Origin of the sequence: Mixta mediterraneensis (genome assembly GCF_030283135.1) — a bacterium.
GTDB classification, from domain to species: Bacteria; Pseudomonadota; Gammaproteobacteria; order Enterobacterales; family Enterobacteriaceae; genus Pantoea; species Pantoea mediterraneensis.
Window position 1 is genome coordinate 22,209 of the sequence record NZ_JASUAZ010000022.1, and the last position, 16,522, is coordinate 38,730.

The following is a 16,522-nucleotide window of genomic DNA, read 5'->3' on the forward strand; positions in this document are numbered from 1 at the left end:
ACCTTTATTATGATGAGTCCATATTATATGCATTAAGATAATAGGGTGTTCTAGCTTATTGATAACTTATCCCATTTAAAATATTCGATAAATCATCGAAGAAAGGTGTATGAAAAGTAAATTAATAACCATTATAACTTCTATGGCAATATTTTCAGCTTCAGCAGATGATTCCTTAATAAAAGGTGTAAATTATTTTGGCTCGGCATGGCCTATAAATTTCTGGAATTCTAATGATATAAGTAAAGATAGGGAGAATTTAATTGAAATAAAAAAGATGGTTTCAATTCAGTTATAGTCTCTGTGCCTTGGGGGGAATTCCAGCCCAAAATAAACCCCATGTCATATAATGAAAATGCTTTAAAAAGACTGGGTGATCTTTGCACATTAGCGAAATCTTTAAATATCCATTTTTTTGCTAGGGTTTCATATCTATGGGATTATATGCCTAATGTACAATACCCAACTACTGAAAGATTTTATAAGCTTTATAATGACAGGAAAACAATTAAAGCTTGGAATGATTACTTAAAGAAAATTAACTACGAAACTAAAGAATGCTCTGATGCTTCTTTTATATCATGGGAGGATTATTGGAGCGTTATTGATAGGTTCAAGAACGCAAGTGACAAAATTAACTCCGCTTCTTTGAGCAAAGAAACTGGTTTTTCTGATTGGTTGATTTTAAACAAAAAAGAATATGCAAAATCTCACCATGATGAGTTAAATGACTATGGCTCCTATCTAATACCAAGCTCATCAAGCACGGATTTCTCAATGGTTTATGAGTGGTTCGATTTTTTTATTATGCATAGATTGATGCCTATCATGGATAAAAATTTTAAAAGTGCAAGCTTAGAGGCTAGAGTCGATGATGACCCAATATATAATGGTGAGAAAATAATCTCTTAGTACTCACACAAGAATACATACTCAATACCTTCTTCAGAATACCTATTTACTTACTGGTCACCAGCTCAAGGCGCAAAGAATGATGGTGAAAAGGTAACATCAAAGCAAGCGGTAGGGACCTTTAATTTTATGGCTAATAAAATTAACTCAGAAACCAAGAATAAAGTTATTATTGGCCAGTTCTTATTTGTAGACAATACTCCATCAGCATCAAGGAATGCTGTAATAAGCGATATTGAAATACCCCATTTTTTAGAAAAAATATCTAGCGACATTAAAGATAAAACTTCTGGTTATGCTTTATGGACATATAGAGACTATAGAGGAAACCTATTATATAATAGCAACTTCAGTCTTGGATGCGATGGTTGGTTCTGTAAAAAAATAAAAACAATTAAAAACAAAAGCAATAATATTATAAAATTAGAAAAAGATTCATCTATCGAGCAACTTATACCACCAGAAAGAAACCATTTTGGTTATTCTGGTGGTATAACAAGATTAGATATTAATTTATCCGGTAGTGGTGATTTGCTTATATTCGTTGGTGAAAATAAAAGAATTATTTATGTTAGGAATGACAAATCAATTCAATTATCATTTCCACCAATAGATGGAAGTGTATCATTTTCGATTAAGGGATTATCAGGTGAGGTGTTTTTGAAAGATATCAATCTATATAATTTCGAACAAAAGTCAGGTGTTAAGCTTCATGATGACAGAGGCTCTGTTTTTCTAAATAGCTTTAGAGAGATGAACTCGCAAATGTAAGAATAGTGTAAGTATCCCGCATAATGTTGCATTCACTTTTAGATATCTTCCGGCATACTCAATCTGCCAACGAAAGAGATCGCTATGCGTAAAGCCCCTTTTACTGAGCACCAGATCATCGCCGTGATTAAGTCGGTCGAAGCAGGACGAACTGTTAAGGATGTCTGCCGGGAGGCCGGTATTTCTGAGGCGACTTACTACAATTGGAAATCCAAATACGGCGGCATAGAAGCTTCTGATATTAACAAGATAAAGGATCTTGAAGATGAGAACCGCCGTCTCAAACAGATGTTTGCCGATCTCAGCCTTGAGAGCCGGGCGCTGAAAGATGTTATCGAAAAAAAGCTTTAAAACCAGCCTTTAAGCGTGAGCTGGTAGCTCATCTGATAACGACATTCGGACTCAGTATTCGTCAGGCCTGCCGGAGCCTGAATCTGAGCAGAACGGTTTACCATTACCGCCCGGATACCACTCGTGATGAACCTGTTATTTCCGCATTACAGGCTACCGCCGAAAGGTATCCACGATATGGTTTCCCAAAGTTATTTCAGATCCTGCGGCGGCAGGGATACCGTGGAATCATAAAAGGATCCACCGAATTTACTGTCTGCTGAAGCTGAACTTTCGCCGCAAAGGTAAACAGCGCCTGTCTGTGCGTAATCCAGTACCGTTGGCTACGCCTGAAGCGTTAAACCAGCTCTGGTACGTTGATTTCATGCACGACATCTCTGATGTGCGGTCGCCGTTTTCGTACGTTCAATGTCGTTGATGATTTTAATCGTGAGGAGTTGTTGATCGAAATAGACCTGAATCTGCCAGCCCAGCGAGTAGTTCGTGTACTCGACAGGATAGCAGCCAACCGGGGATATCCCGTCATGCTTCGCATGGATAATGGCCCGGAATTTATCTCTGATGCTTGCCGAATGGGCGGAGAAGCATGCCGTAAAGCTGGAATTTATCAGGCCAGGCAAACCAATGCAGAATGCTTTTATAGAACGCTTTAACCGAACATATCGAACAGAAATACTCGATTTTTATCTGTTCAGAGCACTGAATGAAGTACGGAAAGTAACGGAAAAATGGTTGTTGGAATATAACTGCGAACGTTCCCATGAATCACAGAACAATCTGACACCGGAGGAATACCGACTACAACATTATCTGGCCGGGATCTCAAAAAATGCATGGAACTAAAACGGGTCTATTTACAAATCGACCCCCTCTTTGCACTAAATTATACTCTTTTTTTAGTGGTTTCTCTAACCGGTACAAGCTGTTTGATTTTTATTCTAACAGAATTTGTATGATGGGAAGGTACTTACCACATAAGCATTTTTAAATTATTTTATTGTGTTAAGTTAAACCCGCATTTATATAATTTTATTTACGCTGTTTTGGAAAAAAGATAGTCGTGTACAAAGTTAGCTTTTCCTTTAAGCCAAATTTTAATTGTTAATTTCTTAATAAATCTCACGGCTGCGAATATTTATTATCATAAGATTTTTGGTAAGTATGTGTAAGTGAATTCTTTGATTTTTTATTGCATTATAAGGAAGCCAGATGATGTCTTAGGATTGTAAATGTTAAATTTTATGAGGTATGGAATTCTAGGGAGTATTTATCTCACTGATTTGGAGTTGAATTTAGATAAGATGTCATTGCAAGTAATACCATACTTCGAAAATATTTAAATATATTATTTCTTTCGATTTGATGTCTGCTTTTTATGTAATTTTCTAATTACTTAATTTTCATTAAAGCTAATCTAATGTTAATGTCTGTTAAGCTATTTTTGAGAGCATTAAAAAACTTGATCTTAACCCTCAATGTCACTAATTAATACTTGTTTTTTTATGATTTTATGAATAAAACTTATCGCATCAATCACTACCTTTTTACGTGGCTCATGAGTTAACATGTTTACCACTTTTGTTCACAAACTCATATGTTTGTGAAGTGACCTTCAGACAGGAGTATAAAATGTCCAAGCAACAGATCGGCGTTGTAGGTATGGCAGTCATGGGCCGCAATTTGGCTCTTAACATTGAGAGCCGCGGTTACACTGTTTCTATCTTCAACCGCTCACGCGAAAAGACCGATGAAGTCATCGCGGAAAACGAAGGTAAAAAGCTCGCTCCATCCTATACCATTGAAGAGTTCGTTGATTCTCTGGAAAAACCACGCCGCATCCTGCTTATGGTGCAGGCCGGTGAAGCCACTGATAAGACCATCGCCTCCCTGACGCCGCACCTTGATAAGGGCGATATCCTGATCGACGGCGGCAACACGTTCTATAAAGATACTATTCGCCGTAACAAAGAGCTGTCTGAGCAAGGCTTTAACTTTATTGGTACAGGTGTTTCCGGTGGTGAAGAGGGCGCTCTGAAAGGTCCATCAATCATGCCTGGCGGACAAAAAGAGGCCTATGAGCTCGTCGCTCCTATCCTCGACAAAATTGCTGCCCGCGCTGAGGGTGAAGCCTGTGTGACCTATATCGGCCCAGATGGCGCTGGTCACTATGTAAAAATGGTGCACAACGGCATCGAGTATGGCGATATGCAGCTTATTGCTGAAGCGTATTCTCTGCTGAAAGGCGCGCTGGGTCTGAGCAATGAAGAGCTGGCTAAAACCTTCAGCGAGTGGAATGATGGTGAGCTGAGCAGCTACCTGATCGACATCACCAAAGACATTTTCACCAAAAAAGATGAAGATGGAAAATATCTGGTTGATGTGATTCTGGACGAAGCCGCCAACAAAGGCACCGGTAAGTGGACCAGCCAGAGCTCACTGGATCTCGGCGAGCCGCTGTCACTGATTACTGAGTCAGTCTTTGCCCGTTACCTCTCTTCACTGAAATCACAGCGCGTTGCGGCATCTAAAGTATTGAGCGGCCCTGAAGCTAAAACCTTCACCGGTGATAAGGCTGAATTCGTTGAGAAAGTGCGTCGTGCTCTCTACCTGGGCAAAATCGTTTCTTATGCGCAGGGCTTCTCACAGCTGAAAGCTGCTTCAGATCAGTACAACTGGGACCTGCACTACGGTGAAATCGCGAAAATTTTCCGTGCTGGCTGCATCATTCGCGCTCAGTTCCTGCAGAAAATCACTGATGCCTATGCCGAAGACGCTAGCATCGCAAATCTGCTGTTAGCACCTTACTTCAAGAATATTGCTGACGAATACCAGCAGGCGCTGCGTGATGTGGTTGCTTATGCTGTACAGAATGGTATTCCAACACCAACCTTCTCTGCTGCTATCGCCTATTACGACAGCTACCGTTCAGCGGTTTTGCCGGCTAACCTGATTCAGGCTCAGCGCGACTACTTTGGTGCGCATACTTATAAGCGTATCGATAAAGACGGCGTGTTCCATACTGAGTGGTTAGATTAATCCTTTAAAAAGGCTTCCTTCGGGAAGCCTTTTTTCATTCCACCAACAATTCCCCCTGCCTCACCTCATTCTCCCCAGCCAACCGCACTACCAGCATGCCTGCTGTCGCAAAACTCACCCAATGTCTCGCATATAACAGTCCGCCATATTCCGCCACTAACGGCGTGATCTGATCAGTCACCGGATCGATAATCTCGGCGACCACCTCGCCTGGTCGAACATGCGCTCCTAATGGTTTACGATGCAGGATCAAACCTGATACCGGAGAGTGAATGTATTCACAACCCGCCAGCGGTGTCGGTGGGTTTTTCAGGGCAGGGGATGGAGCAACAGAACCTTCGCTATAACGCTCTTTAATCACACTCTGCTCATTTGCCGCCTCAATGACTTCATGCGTGCTCAGGCCAGCTTCATTTTCCACTCTGGCGGCCACATCTTCGCCGTCAGTGGTGGCTGACACCAGCTCATCGCCACCAATCACCGGCGCCGCAACTTCGACCGACACGGCAGGTTCGCTGCCGCTTATATAGCCACTTTCCTGCAATGCGGAAATAATCGCATCGGCATCCTGCTCCGCCTGCTCTGGGCAGACATCCCGCACTCCGCGTAATTCCAGCGTCACTGGCAACAAGCCGCGCGGCATGGGGAACTCGTCGCCAAAACGCTCAGCCAGCGTCAGCCAGGGTTCGCAGCACGCTTCATCAAACGGTTCACCGCCTGAAATCTGCGCCAGCAGCTGTACTTCGCTGCCCAGCCAACGCGCAAAGGGTTCGATGTCCGGCCAGGCATGAGGTGTGGTGTATAAATGTGGCACCGCTTCCCAGTCGCAATGCAGATCGATCATTAAATCGGCCTGACTTGCCATACGCATCAGGGTAAAACGCTGTGCATCCAGTTCGGTTTTTGGAATGGTGTCACGATAGTGCAGGTCAACAGCATCGCGTATCAATCGCTTATTATCATATTCACTTTGCGTGAACGAACCCGCCAGCCTGGCAGCCAGCGTTTCGCCCAAAGAGGGAAACTTACGATTGAAATCCTGGCCGGACAGCGTATGGAATCGGCCTAAATGTGTGCCATGCCAGTGTTGCCCTAATGCTAATGGATTCGCCACCGGCACCAGCGTAAAAGCCGCCTTCAACTGACCTGCACATTCTAATGCCTGCAGTCGCTTTTTCAGAAACCACGCCACCGCCATACCGGGCAGTTCATCGCCATGCAAAGCCGCCTGAATATAGACCTGGCGCTTATTGTCTTCGCCGAAGTGGAAACTAATGATTTCCCGTTGAGTACCCAACGAGGCGCTTAGCAGAGGATGATGTTGTTGATGCATAACGGTCCTGTAATCAGCAGTGGGCGAAAAATGTAACGCCTTTAAATTAAGCAGAAAAAGAGAAGTATAGTGCTGAATTACAACAGGCGGCACAAATGAAATGCCGCCTGCGTTATTACGGCTGAATAGAGATGTCGGTCGCGAAATACTTTTTCTGAATCTTATCAAATGTGCCGTTCTGCTTGATTTCACCGAACGCCTTATCGAGCGCAGTTTTTAATTCAGTGTCATCTTTACGCAGACCAATCGCTGTGCCTGGGCCGATAATCGGATCCTGCACAATCGGACCAGCCAGCTCGAAATCTTTGCCCTGCGGTTGTTTTAAAAAGCCAATCGCGGCCTGCGCTGCGTCAGTGAAAATGGCATCCAGACGACCAGAAACCAGATCGCTTTCAACTTGTGCCTGATCGCCATATGGCACCACCGTTACGCCATGCGGCTGCCATTTGGCCAGCGCGTAGCGCTCCTGCACGGTACCTTGCTCAACGCCGACGGTTTTGCCTTTCAGCGAGTCAGCGGTTGGCAGGATACCGGCACCTTTGCGTGCTATGAGCTGAGTATGCGTATCGTAAAGCGGCACGGTGAAGTTAATCTGCTTCATACGTTCTTCGGTAATGCCCATATCAGAAAGAATGGCATCAAATTTACGCGCTTTAAGTGCCGGGATCATGCCGTCGAACTGGCTTTCTACCCACACACATTTTGCCTGCATCTGCTCGCACAGAGCATTACCCAGATCGATGTCAAAACCGACCAGTTTGCCCTGTGGCGTTTTGGACTCAAAAGGAGGGTAGGTGGGATCAACAGCGAAACGTACCTGTTCTATTTTTGCCTGCGCACTGAAAGCGCAACCCGCCATCATCGCCATCGCCAGCGTCTGACGCAGGCGTGTTTTAGTGAAAAACATTGCCATAAAAAATATCTTCTTTTATCCGTGATGTTGAAGCATGCAGAGTACCTTTCACCTGATGTGATGGCAATTACCGGATTAATTTCACTATGTTAGCATTGCACCATTCACCTCGGCACAAGGCACGATAGTCTTCGGTGTTTAAGATGACAGAACGCTCCAGTACGCCTGCATTAAAGGCAATCTCGCTAAAGCGCTCAAACAGCAGCGGATCGACTACCAGCTTTAAATCGGGGTGAAAGCTAAACGGTGGAATCGCGCCAAATACACAGCCGGTCAGCGTATCCACTTCCGCCGGGCTGGCCAGTGACGCGCGCCGTCCGCCCACCGCTTCTGCTACTTTGCTGAGATCGGCCTGCTGATCGGCTGGCAACACGGCCAGGACATACTGCTTCACGCCGTTACCTTTAACGTGGCACACCAGGGCTTTGGCACCTTGTCCAATATGCGTGCCGCGAATCGCCGCCACAGCTTCACATTTTCCCGTCGCTTCATGCGCCATGAGTCGGTAACGCGCCTGATGCTGGTCGAGCAGGACGATCAGTTTTTCATGTGTGGTCATTCACTTCTCCTTGAGCAGCAAGCTGAGTCAACAGCGTCATCTGTGGAACGAAATCGTGCAATGCTTTAGCAATTTCGGTGCCACTGATAATGTCCATTCTCTTCGTCAGGCGAACCCCACTGCGTGGTGCGAAGTGTTTTCTCTGGATCGACTTTCATTGACGCAAAATCATACGCTGGTGCAAGCCACTGGCTTTTGGTTTTTTTAAGGATGGCGCTATTTCAGACATGGCTATCGCCACCTAATTGCAGGGTTACTATTGCACGTCTCGCTTGAGCAATATATTGCGCAATATTAGCGTTACTTTTTTTGAGAAGTATACTGCTCAAAATCGCCAGCCCAGCACAATTTTGAGCAGTATATTGCACGTTTATTTATGGCGGGAACGCAGATTGGCGATGATGGTACTGAGGTTTAAATCCTGATCCTGCAACAAAACCAGCAGATGATAGAGCAAATCTGACGCTTCATTGGTCAGCTCGTGACGATCGTTCACGGTCGCGGCCAGCGCCGTTTCAACGCCTTCTTCACCCACTTTTTGCGCGATGCGTTTGGTGCCGCTGGCATAAAGTTTCGCGGTATAAGAACTGTCAGGATCGGCGTTTTTACGCTCGGCCAGCAGCTGCTCCAGCTGATATAAAAAGGTCCACTCTGGCGCAGCAGGCGAAAAGCAGCTTGAGGTGCCAAGATGGCAGGTTGGGCCTGTCGGATTAGCCAGTACCAGCAAGGTATCGTTATCACAGTCTGGCGTGATGCTGACCATTTTCAGAAAATTGCCCGAGGTTTCGCCTTTGGTCCATAAGCGGTTTTTAGTGCGGGAAAAAAACGTCACGTTGCCGTCTTGCAGCGTTTTCGCCAGTGCCTCTTTATCCATGTAACCGTGCATCAGCACTTCGCCAGAGACACTATGCTGGACGATAACCGGCATCATGCCTTGCGTTTTATTCCAGTTGAGTTGAGCCAGTTGTTGAACTGTTAACACGCGCGAATCTCCACACCGTTGTCAATCAGGAAACTTTTCAGCTCACCGATATTAATAATCTGTTTATGAAACACCGATGCCGCGAGTGCGCCATCGACGTTGGTCTGCTCAAAGGCATCAAAAAAATGCTGCATCGTGCCTGCGCCGCCAGAAGCAATCAGTGGCACGTTGCAGACTTCACGTACTTTCTTAAGCTGCACCAGATCGTAGCCGTTACGCACACCGTCCTGATTCATCATATTAAGCACGATTTCGCCTGCGCCCAGCTTTTGCACTTCCTGCACCCAGTCGAGGGTTTCCCAGGTCGTTACGCGAGTACGGGACTCATCGCCGGTATATTGATTGACATGATATTTATGGCTGTTTTCGTCGAACCAGGTATCAATGCCCACAACAATACACTGCACGCCAAAACGGTCGGCAAGGCGGGTAATCAGCGTGGGATCGGCCAGCGCTGGCGAGTTAACAGAGATTTTGTCCGCGCCAAACTCCAGAATGCGCGCTGCATCTTCCGGGGTTTTAATCCCGCCCGCGACGCAAAATGGAATATCGATCACTTCTGCCACGCGTGATACCCAGCTTTTGTCTACCACACGGCCAGCGGATGAAGCGGTAATATCATAAAACACCAGCTCGTCAGCGCCTTCTTCAGCGTATCGCTGCGCCAGCGGTACGATGTCACCAATAATTTCGTGATTGCGAAACTGAACCCCTTTAACAACCTGACCGTCACGCACATCAAGACAAGGAATTATCCGTTTTGCCAGCATGCGATTGCCTCCGAAACTGTGAATTTACCTTCCAGCAAGGCGCGTCCAACAATCACGCCTTGTACGCTGCTGCCGCGCAGTGCGGCGATGTCGCTGAGCTCACCGATGCCACCGGAAGACTGAAAGGCAATCGCGGGATAGCGTGCGGTCACTTCCTGATACAACTCCACATTGGAGCCGCTCAGCGTGCCGTCACGTGAAATATCGGTGCACAACACATGCTTCAGGCCAACCGACTGGAACTGTTCAATGATATCTTCCAGCGTCACGCCCGCCGCTTCCTGCCAGCCGCTGATCGCTACTTCTTTGCGATTATTCGCGTCAATGCGCACGTCTAATGCCAGTACAATCGCCTCGGCACCAAACTCTTCAAACCATTGCTTCACCTCTTCAGGCTGTTTTACTGCGGTGGAACCGACCACCACGCGGCTGGCACCCGCATCCAGCAACGCTTTTACATCATCGCGAGTACGAATACCGCCGCCAACCTGGACAATGGCGTCAACGCCATTCAGTAAGGTTTTAAGCAGAGGGATCTGGCGTTTGGCCGGATCTTTCGCGCCAGTTAAATCCACCAGATGCAGCACAGTGGCACCCTGGCTGGCATAATCCTGCAGACGTGGCAGCGGGTTGCTACCGTAGTCGCGCTGCTGGCCGTAATCGCCCTGATGCAGGCGAACGACATTGCCGTCAATTAAATCTAACGCGGGGATAATCATCACATCTCCAGGAAATTTTTTAGCAACTGCGCGCCCGCTTTGCCGGAGCGTTCGGGATGGAATTGCACACCGAAAAAATTATCTTTTTGCAGCGCAGCGGTGAACGGTAAACCGTAATGGCATTGCGCGATAGTGGCGGCATTCACCGGCATTGCGTAGCTATGTACGAAGTAGAAGTAGCTGCCATCGTCAATGCCGCGGAACAGATGATGACCAGCCTGCGCAGTGATGCGGTTCCAGCCCATATGCGGCAGCGGCAAACCTTGCGTATCCATCAGGGAAACCGGCTCATCAATAATGCCCAGCGTGGAAACCCCGCCGTTCTCGTCGCTGCCACGCCCCAGCAACTGCATGCCGAGACAGATACCCAGCACGGGCTGAGTACAGGTTTTGACCAGCTCGATCAAATCGCGCTCCTGAAGCTGGTTCATCGCCGCCTGGGCCGTCCCTACGCCGGGCAGAAACAGCTTGTCTGCACGCAACACCACGTCAGGATCACGGCTGACATCTGGGGTATAGCCAAGCCGCTCAACCGCCCACTTTACCGAAGACAGGTTGGCACAGCCGGTATCAAGGATCACCACATTCATCACAGCACTCCTTTCGAACTCGGCAGGGTGTTGCCGTCAACGCGAATCGCCTGGCGTAAGGTCCGGCCAAAGGCTTTGAACAGACTCTCAACGCGGTGATGGTCGTTCTTCCCTTTGGTTTTGAGATGCAGGGTGCTCATCATGCTGTAGGACAGCGAACTGAAGAAGTGCTCGACCATTTCAGTGCTGAGATCGCCGACGCGCTGATAGTTAAACTCTGCTTTGAATTCGATATGCGGGCGGCCAGAAATATCCAGTGCACAGCGTGCCAGGCATTCGTCCATTGGCAGCACAAAGCCGAAACGGCCAATGCCGCGTTTGTCGCCCAGTGCCTTCAATAAGGCTTCGCCCAGCGCTAAACCGGTATCTTCAACCGTGTGGTGATCGTCGATATAAAGATCGCCTTTTACTTCAATATTCATGCGGAAGCCGCCGTGTACCGCGATCTGGTCCAGCATGTGATCAAAGAAACCGACCCCGGTATTGATCTTGCTGCTGCCTTCGCGATCCAGCCATACTTCCACTTTGACCTGGGTTTCTTTGGTATTGCGGTTTACCAGCGCATAGCGATCTCGTCGGGTTAAGCGCTGCTGGATGGCGTTCCAGTCTTCACCGTCGGCACCGTAGCGGATCGGCTGAATGCCCATGTTTTGCGCCAGCTGCACATCGGTAAGGCGATCGCCAATCACATAGCTGTTTGCTACATCAATTGCGCCTTCTGCCAGCCACGCGTCGACCATTTTAGTTTTCGGCTTGCGGCAATCGCAGTTGTCGTCAGGCATGTGCGAGCAAATCAGCACGTCATCAAACCGGATGCCCTGCGAGGTCAGGATCTGCATCATCAGGTTATGCGGGCCATCAAAGTCGGCCTGCGGAAAACTGGTGGTGCCCAAACCATCCTGATTGGTGATCATCACCAGACGATAACCGGCGGTTTGTAGCGCCAGCAGCGTTGGGATGACATTAGGCTCAAACGCCAGCTTGTCCATGCGATCCACCTGGAAATCTACAGGCGGCTCAGAAATGATGGTGCCGTCGCGGTCAATAAAAAGGGTCTTTTGGCTCATGCTTGCTCCACAGATATGGCTTGCAGCGCGGTGATCACACGCTGGCACTCTTCCCGCGTGCCGATGGAAATGCGCAGGCATCCCGACAGGCCCGGATTTTTGTTTTGGTCACGCAGGATAATGCCCTGATCCCACAGGGTTTTAAAGACGCGTGGTGAATCTGCGAAGCGCGCCAGCACATAATTGGTGTCGCTGGCAAAGGTCTCCACGACGCAGGCGCACTGATCCAGTTGCGTCAGTAGCCAGTTGCGGTTGTCGTTCAACTGCGCAACGTGTTCACGCATCAAGGCAATACCTTGTTCGCTTAGCGCCTGGGCCGCAACATCCGCAACTGGCGTTGCCAGCGGATAAGGGGCAATGACCTTCAGCAGCAGATCGATCACGGGCTTATTCGCGAGCGTAAATCCGCAGCGCAGACCAGCCAGCGCAAAGGCTTTGGACAATGTGCGCAGCACCACCAGATGTGGATAATCTTTCAGCCAGCCTGTCAGCGTCGCTTCCGGGCAGAATTCAATATAGGCTTCATCGGCCACCAACAGTGCTTTTCCAGCGGTCATGTCCAGTAACTGGCGTATATCGTCTGGATTGATCAGGTTGCCAGTGGGATTGTTGGGACTGCACAGGTAGACCACTTTCACGCCATCCAGCTTGTCGGCAATCGCAGGCAGATTAAGCTGCCAGTTATCTAACGCCGGAACAGTGCGATATTCAATGCCAATGGTTTCGGCACTGACGCTATACATGCCATAGGTTGGCGGGCAGAACAATATTGCGTCTTTGCCGGGTTCGCAGAATGCGCGCATCAGCAGCTCGATACCTTCATCTGCCCCGCGGCTTGCCAGTACCTGATCAGGCTGCAAGCCGGCATAGGCGGCGTAGCGCTCAATCACTAATTTTGGCTGACATTCGGGATAACGATTCAGCGTCTGCTGCGACAGTTCAAACGGCACCGCGAGCGGAAATTCGTTGGCATTCAGCCAGACATCACCGTTACCACCAAGGCGACGCGCCGACATATAGGGCGTCAATGCACGTACATTTTCGCGCGCCAACGCTTCAACATTCAGACTCATGCTTGCTCCTTTAATGCGGCAACGCGCAAGGTAACGGCATTTTTGTGGGCATCTAACTGTTCTGCGGCGGCCAGCGTTTCAATGGTGGCCGCCAGGTTAAGAAAGCCTTGTGGCGTCAGCTCTTGTACCGTCATGCGTTTCTGAAAATCAGCCAGCCCCAGGCTGGAGCAGGTCGCGGTATAGCCATACGTCGGCAATACGTGATTAGTGCCTGACGCATAATCGCCCGCTGATTCCGGTGACCAGTCGCCAAGAAATACGGAACCCGCGCTGGCGATGGAATCCACCAGATCGCGTGGCTGGCGCGTCTGAATAATCAGATGCTCCGGGCCGTAAGCGTTGGAGATTTCAACGCACTGTTCCAGGTCGTGTGCCACGATCAGTCGACTGCTTTCCAGCGCCTGGCGTGCGATAGCCGCTCGCGGCAGCTGTGCCAGCTGTTGTTCCACCGCGTCGGCGACGCCTTGCGCCAGCGCCGCAGAAGGCGTCAGCAGAATAACCTGTGAATCCGGGCCGTGTTCGGCCTGCGACAGCAAATCAGAAGCCACAAACGCCGGCGTTGCGCCTTCATCGGCAATCACCAGCACTTCTGACGGACCCGCTGGCATATCAATCGCTGCGCCATCTACACTCTGGCTGACCTGACGTTTAGCTTCAGTAACGTAAGCATTGCCCGGACCAAAAATCTTATCAACGCGCGGCACGGTTTCGGTGCCAAAGGCGAGGGCAGCAATCGCCTGCGAACCGCCAACCTGGAAAACCTCCTCCACGCCGCACAGTTTTGCCGCATACAGGATTTCATCGGCAATCGGCGGCGGTGAACACAACACCACGCGACCACAACCGGCAATGCGTGCGGGTGTGGCCAGCATTAACACCGTTGAGAACAGTGGGGCGGATCCGCCAGGAATATACAGACCCACCGATTTTACCGGACGAGTCAACTGTTGGCAGCGCACGCCGGGTTGGGTTTCAATATCGACAGGCGCGAGAATTTGCGCTTTATGGAATGTCTCAATATTGCTGACAGCAATCGCCATCGCTTGTTTTAGCGTCTCGCTTAAACGTGCGCAGGCATCGTCGATTTGCTGCGGCGTGACGCGCAGATTTTCAACCTGCACTTTGTCAAAGCGTGCGCTAAACGCGCGCAGTGCTTCATCACCGTTGATTTTGACCTGCTCCAGAACCTCGCGCACGGTTTGGGTAATGCTTCCAGAAGCGGCGATTGCCGGGCGCATTAACAGTGCCTGCTGCTGTTCTGCGTTGCACTGTTGCCAGTCGATTGGGGTTGCAAAGGCCATGACTTACTCCATCATCTTCTCAATCGGCAGCACCAGAATGGAGCTGGCACCTAACGCTTTTAGTTTTTCCATGGTTTCCCAGAACAGCGTTTCGCTGCTAACCATGTGCATGGCTACCCGGGCCTGATCGCCGGCTAATGGCAGCACGGTTGGGCGTTCGGCACCTGGCAGCAGTTGAATCACCTCTTCCAGACGATTGCTGGGGGCATGCATCATGATATATTTAGACTCGCGCGCTTTGATGACGCCCTGAATACGTGTCATCAGTTTGTCGATCAGTTCTTGTTTCGCACCCGGCATTTCACCATCGCGCTGGATCAGCACCGCTTTGGAGCGATAAATCACCTCGACTTCACGCAAACCGTTCGCTTCCAGCGTCGCACCTGTAGAAACCAAATCACAGATAGCATCGGCCAGGCCAGCTCGCGGTGCAACTTCAACCGAACCATTTAGCATACAGGTCTTGAAGCTGACGCCTTTTTGGTCGAGGTATTTTTTCAGCAGATGAGGATAAGAGGTCGCGATACGGGTGTTGTGCAGACATTGCGGGCCGGTATATTCGTCATCAACCGACATCGCCAGCGACAGGCGGCAACCGCCGAAATCAAGGCGACGTAGCGTGAAATAACGCGGATCTTCGCCCTGCGCGCGGCGGGTCAGCAGCTCTTCTTCCAGCACGTTCTCGCCGATAATACCGATATCGACCACGCCATCCATAACCAGGCCAGGAATATCGTCATCGCGCACCCGCAGGATGTCGATAGGCATGTTCTCCGCAAACGCAATCAGGCGTTGCTGCTGAAGGTTAATCTTAATGCCACAGCGCGCCAGCAGTTCACGTGAATCATCACTTAAACGGCCAGATTTTTGCATAGCTATGCGTAAACGGGTGTTATCTAACATGGTTCCTGTCCTCTTATTGAATCCTGTCTGCGAAACGGTCTGGTTGCGTCAGCCCATAAAAAAACCCCCGGAAGATAATCTTCCGGGGGCTCTCTTGCGTTCGCACCACTGGAAGATCTTGAACGTCTCCCAGCACACATCGCCTGAAAGACTAGTCAGGATGATGGTGATGATGGTGGTTGAACTGAACGCGTGTCATATAAATTCCAGATGAATGAGTATTCATTTATGTGCTGATTAACCTAACCAGGATAACGTTAAATCGCAACCCTTTTTTAACTTTACGTTCAGAAAGAGTCGAAACAGTTTTACGCTGGTTTGCAATCGGGGCTAGCACTAGTATGAATAACATCTGGATGCGCACAGTCGGAGGACAAATATGAAGAAGGTCGCAATCGTGGGGCTGGGATGGCTGGGATGGCTGGGAATGCCGCTGGCGATGGCGCTGACCGCACGCGGCTGGCAGGTCACGGGCAGCAAAACCACGCCGGATGGGGTAGAAGCGGCACGCCGCTGTGGCATAGAGGCATTTCAGTTAGAACTGACGCCGGAAATGATCTGCGAAGCGGAAGATCTGGAGCCGCTATTAAGCGTGGATGCGCTGGTGGTAACGTTGCCCGCCAGCCGCACCGCTGAAGGGGGAGAAAAATATTTGCAGGCGGTACAAAACGTGGTGGACAGCGCGCTGGTGCATCACGTTCCGCGCATTATCTTCACCAGCTCTACCTCGGTATACGGCAACGGTTCTGGTGTGAAGAAGGAGAACAGCCCGCTTGAACCAGAAACCCAGGCAGGAAAAACGCTGGTAACGCTGGAAAACTGGCTGCATGACTTACCCGGTACCAGCGTGGATATTTTACGGCTGGCAGGGCTGGTGGGGCCGAAGCGTCATCCAGGGCGTTTTCTGGCCGGTAAAAAAGAGGTGACAGAGGGCGCGCAGGGCGTGAATCTGGTGCATCTGGATGATGTGGTAGAAGCGATAACGCTGCTGCTGCGAACGCCGAAAGGCGGGCATGTGTATAATCTGTGCGCGCCGAAGCATCCGACACGCGCGGAATTTTATCCGGGCGTCTCACGCCAGCTGGGGCTGGAGCCGCCACAGTTCTTACCAGACGAAAGACAGCAGAGCGGTAAGTTAATTGATGGCACGCGCATTTGTAGCGAGCTGGGATTCGACTATACCTATGACGATCCGGTTAAGATGCCGCTGGAATGAGGAGAAGCTGGGCTGAGGTTCATGCC

The 16,522-nt window shown here is 49.4% G+C and carries 17 protein-coding genes, 1 pseudogene and 1 other annotated feature; of the genes and pseudogenes, 6 read left to right on the forward strand and 12 right to left on the reverse strand.

Annotated features, from left to right (window positions below):
* The first annotated feature begins 109 nt into the window (after window positions 1–109).
* The 5 genes and pseudogenes from QRY16_RS13645 (at window position 110) to gndA (ending at window position 5,070) form a co-directional block, all read left to right on the forward strand.
* Complete coding sequence (locus QRY16_RS13645) at window positions 110–298, forward strand: hypothetical protein (RefSeq protein ID WP_289776971.1); 189 nt, start codon at window positions 110–112, stop codon at window positions 296–298.
* 41 nt (window positions 299–339) lie between these two features.
* Window positions 340–912, forward strand: coding sequence for a hypothetical protein (locus tag QRY16_RS13650; protein WP_289776972.1), 573 nt, complete (start codon window positions 340–342; stop codon window positions 910–912).
* A gap of 129 nt (window positions 913–1,041) precedes the next feature.
* Window positions 1,042–1,683: a hypothetical protein gene (locus QRY16_RS13655; protein WP_289776973.1), complete on the forward strand. Its 642-nt coding sequence runs from the start codon at window positions 1,042–1,044 to the stop codon at window positions 1,681–1,683.
* A gap of 84 nt (window positions 1,684–1,767) precedes the next feature.
* Window positions 1,768–2,877 (forward strand): annotated as a pseudogene (locus tag QRY16_RS13660) (IS3 family transposase).
* A gap of 786 nt (window positions 2,878–3,663) precedes the next feature.
* Window positions 3,664–5,070 (forward strand): NADP-dependent phosphogluconate dehydrogenase, encoded by a 1,407-nt coding sequence (gene gndA, locus QRY16_RS13665; protein WP_289776974.1) that lies wholly within the window; start codon window positions 3,664–3,666, stop codon window positions 5,068–5,070.
* 34 nt (window positions 5,071–5,104) lie between these two features.
* On the opposite strand, the gene QRY16_RS13670 is transcribed toward gndA, so the two are convergent.
* The 12 genes from QRY16_RS13670 to hisL form a co-directional block, all read right to left on the reverse strand.
* On the reverse strand, window positions 5,105–6,403 hold the full coding sequence (locus QRY16_RS13670) for a succinylglutamate desuccinylase/aspartoacylase family protein (RefSeq protein WP_289776975.1): 1,299 nt from the start codon (window positions 6,401–6,403) through the stop codon (window positions 5,105–5,107).
* A gap of 115 nt (window positions 6,404–6,518) precedes the next feature.
* A complete protein-coding gene (locus tag QRY16_RS13675; protein WP_419776133.1) occupies window positions 6,519–7,316 on the reverse strand; it encodes an ABC transporter substrate-binding protein in 798 nt (265 codons plus the stop codon).
* A 67-nt stretch (window positions 7,317–7,383) separates the two neighbouring features.
* Window positions 7,384–7,875, reverse strand: a complete 492-nt coding sequence (locus QRY16_RS13680) for a YbaK/prolyl-tRNA synthetase associated domain-containing protein (RefSeq protein ID WP_193404921.1) — start codon at window positions 7,873–7,875, stop codon at window positions 7,384–7,386.
* A gap of 370 nt (window positions 7,876–8,245) precedes the next feature.
* Entirely contained in the window at window positions 8,246–8,857 is a 612-nt protein-coding gene (gene hisIE / locus QRY16_RS13685) for a bifunctional phosphoribosyl-AMP cyclohydrolase/phosphoribosyl-ATP diphosphatase HisIE (protein ID WP_289776976.1), read from the reverse strand.
* On the reverse strand, window positions 8,851–9,627 hold the full coding sequence (hisF, locus tag QRY16_RS13690; RefSeq protein WP_193404923.1) for an imidazole glycerol phosphate synthase subunit HisF: 777 nt from the start codon (window positions 9,625–9,627) through the stop codon (window positions 8,851–8,853). The genes hisIE and hisF overlap by 7 nt, the downstream gene beginning before the upstream one ends.
* The gene (gene hisA / locus QRY16_RS13695) at window positions 9,609–10,346 is read right to left on the reverse strand and encodes a 1-(5-phosphoribosyl)-5-[(5-phosphoribosylamino)methylideneamino]imidazole-4-carboxamide isomerase (RefSeq protein WP_289776977.1); all 738 of its coding nucleotides are present in this window, start codon (window positions 10,344–10,346) and stop codon (window positions 9,609–9,611) included. The genes hisF and hisA overlap by 19 nt, the downstream gene beginning before the upstream one ends.
* Window positions 10,346–10,936, reverse strand: coding sequence for an imidazole glycerol phosphate synthase subunit HisH (gene hisH / locus QRY16_RS13700; protein WP_193404925.1), 591 nt, complete (start codon window positions 10,934–10,936; stop codon window positions 10,346–10,348). The genes hisA and hisH overlap by 1 nt, the downstream gene beginning before the upstream one ends.
* Entirely contained in the window at window positions 10,936–12,003 is a 1,068-nt protein-coding gene (gene hisB, locus QRY16_RS13705) for a bifunctional histidinol-phosphatase/imidazoleglycerol-phosphate dehydratase HisB (RefSeq protein WP_289776978.1), read from the reverse strand. Before hisB ends, hisH begins: the two co-directional genes overlap by 1 nt.
* Window positions 12,000–13,076, reverse strand: coding sequence for a histidinol-phosphate transaminase (gene hisC, locus QRY16_RS13710; RefSeq protein WP_193404927.1), 1,077 nt, complete (start codon window positions 13,074–13,076; stop codon window positions 12,000–12,002). Before hisC ends, hisB begins: the two co-directional genes overlap by 4 nt.
* Complete coding sequence (gene hisD / locus QRY16_RS13715) at window positions 13,073–14,377, reverse strand: histidinol dehydrogenase (protein ID WP_289776979.1); 1,305 nt, start codon at window positions 14,375–14,377, stop codon at window positions 13,073–13,075. The genes hisC and hisD overlap by 4 nt, the downstream gene beginning before the upstream one ends.
* A 3-nt stretch (window positions 14,378–14,380) precedes the next feature.
* Entirely contained in the window at window positions 14,381–15,280 is a 900-nt protein-coding gene (gene hisG, locus QRY16_RS13720; RefSeq protein ID WP_289776980.1) for an ATP phosphoribosyltransferase, read from the reverse strand.
* Window positions 15,281–15,335: 55 nt separating this feature from the next.
* Window positions 15,336–15,456, reverse strand: a sequence feature (His leader region).
* Complete coding sequence (gene hisL, locus QRY16_RS13725; RefSeq protein ID WP_100396937.1) at window positions 15,432–15,479, reverse strand: his operon leader peptide; 48 nt, start codon at window positions 15,477–15,479, stop codon at window positions 15,432–15,434. (Overlaps the previous feature by 25 nt.)
* Window positions 15,480–15,659: 180 nt before the next feature.
* On the opposite strand from hisL, the gene QRY16_RS13730 reads away from it, so the two are divergent.
* Complete coding sequence (locus QRY16_RS13730; RefSeq protein ID WP_289776981.1) at window positions 15,660–16,496, forward strand: SDR family oxidoreductase; 837 nt, start codon at window positions 15,660–15,662, stop codon at window positions 16,494–16,496.
* Window positions 16,497–16,522: the final 26 nt, after the last annotated feature.

Coding starts and splice junctions, on each gene's coding strand:
- hisC (WP_193404927.1), bottom strand. CDS start 13,076: ATGAGTCTGAATGTTGAAGCGTTGGCGCGCGAAAATGTACGTGCATTG.
- hisD (WP_289776979.1), bottom strand. CDS start 14,377: ATGGCCTTTGCAACCCCAATCGACTGGCAACAGTGCAACGCAGAACAG.
- QRY16_RS13680 (WP_193404921.1), bottom strand. CDS start 7,875: ATGACCACACATGAAAAACTGATCGTCCTGCTCGACCAGCATCAGGCG.
- QRY16_RS13675 (WP_419776133.1), bottom strand. CDS start 7,316: ATGGCAATGTTTTTCACTAAAACACGCCTGCGTCAGACGCTGGCGATG.
- QRY16_RS13730 (WP_289776981.1), top strand. CDS start 15,660: ATGAAGAAGGTCGCAATCGTGGGGCTGGGATGGCTGGGATGGCTGGGA.
- gndA (WP_289776974.1), top strand. CDS start 3,664: ATGTCCAAGCAACAGATCGGCGTTGTAGGTATGGCAGTCATGGGCCGC.
- QRY16_RS13650 (WP_289776972.1), top strand. CDS start 340: ATGTCATATAATGAAAATGCTTTAAAAAGACTGGGTGATCTTTGCACA.
- QRY16_RS13670 (WP_289776975.1), bottom strand. CDS start 6,403: ATGCATCAACAACATCATCCTCTGCTAAGCGCCTCGTTGGGTACTCAA.
- QRY16_RS13645 (WP_289776971.1), top strand. CDS start 110: ATGAAAAGTAAATTAATAACCATTATAACTTCTATGGCAATATTTTCA.
- hisB (WP_289776978.1), bottom strand. CDS start 12,003: ATGAGCCAAAAGACCCTTTTTATTGACCGCGACGGCACCATCATTTCT.
- QRY16_RS13655 (WP_289776973.1), top strand. CDS start 1,042: ATGGCTAATAAAATTAACTCAGAAACCAAGAATAAAGTTATTATTGGC.
- hisF (WP_193404923.1), bottom strand. CDS start 9,627: ATGCTGGCAAAACGGATAATTCCTTGTCTTGATGTGCGTGACGGTCAG.
- hisG (WP_289776980.1), bottom strand. CDS start 15,280: ATGTTAGATAACACCCGTTTACGCATAGCTATGCAAAAATCTGGCCGT.
- hisA (WP_289776977.1), bottom strand. CDS start 10,346: ATGATTATCCCCGCGTTAGATTTAATTGACGGCAATGTCGTTCGCCTG.
- hisH (WP_193404925.1), bottom strand. CDS start 10,936: ATGAATGTGGTGATCCTTGATACCGGCTGTGCCAACCTGTCTTCGGTA.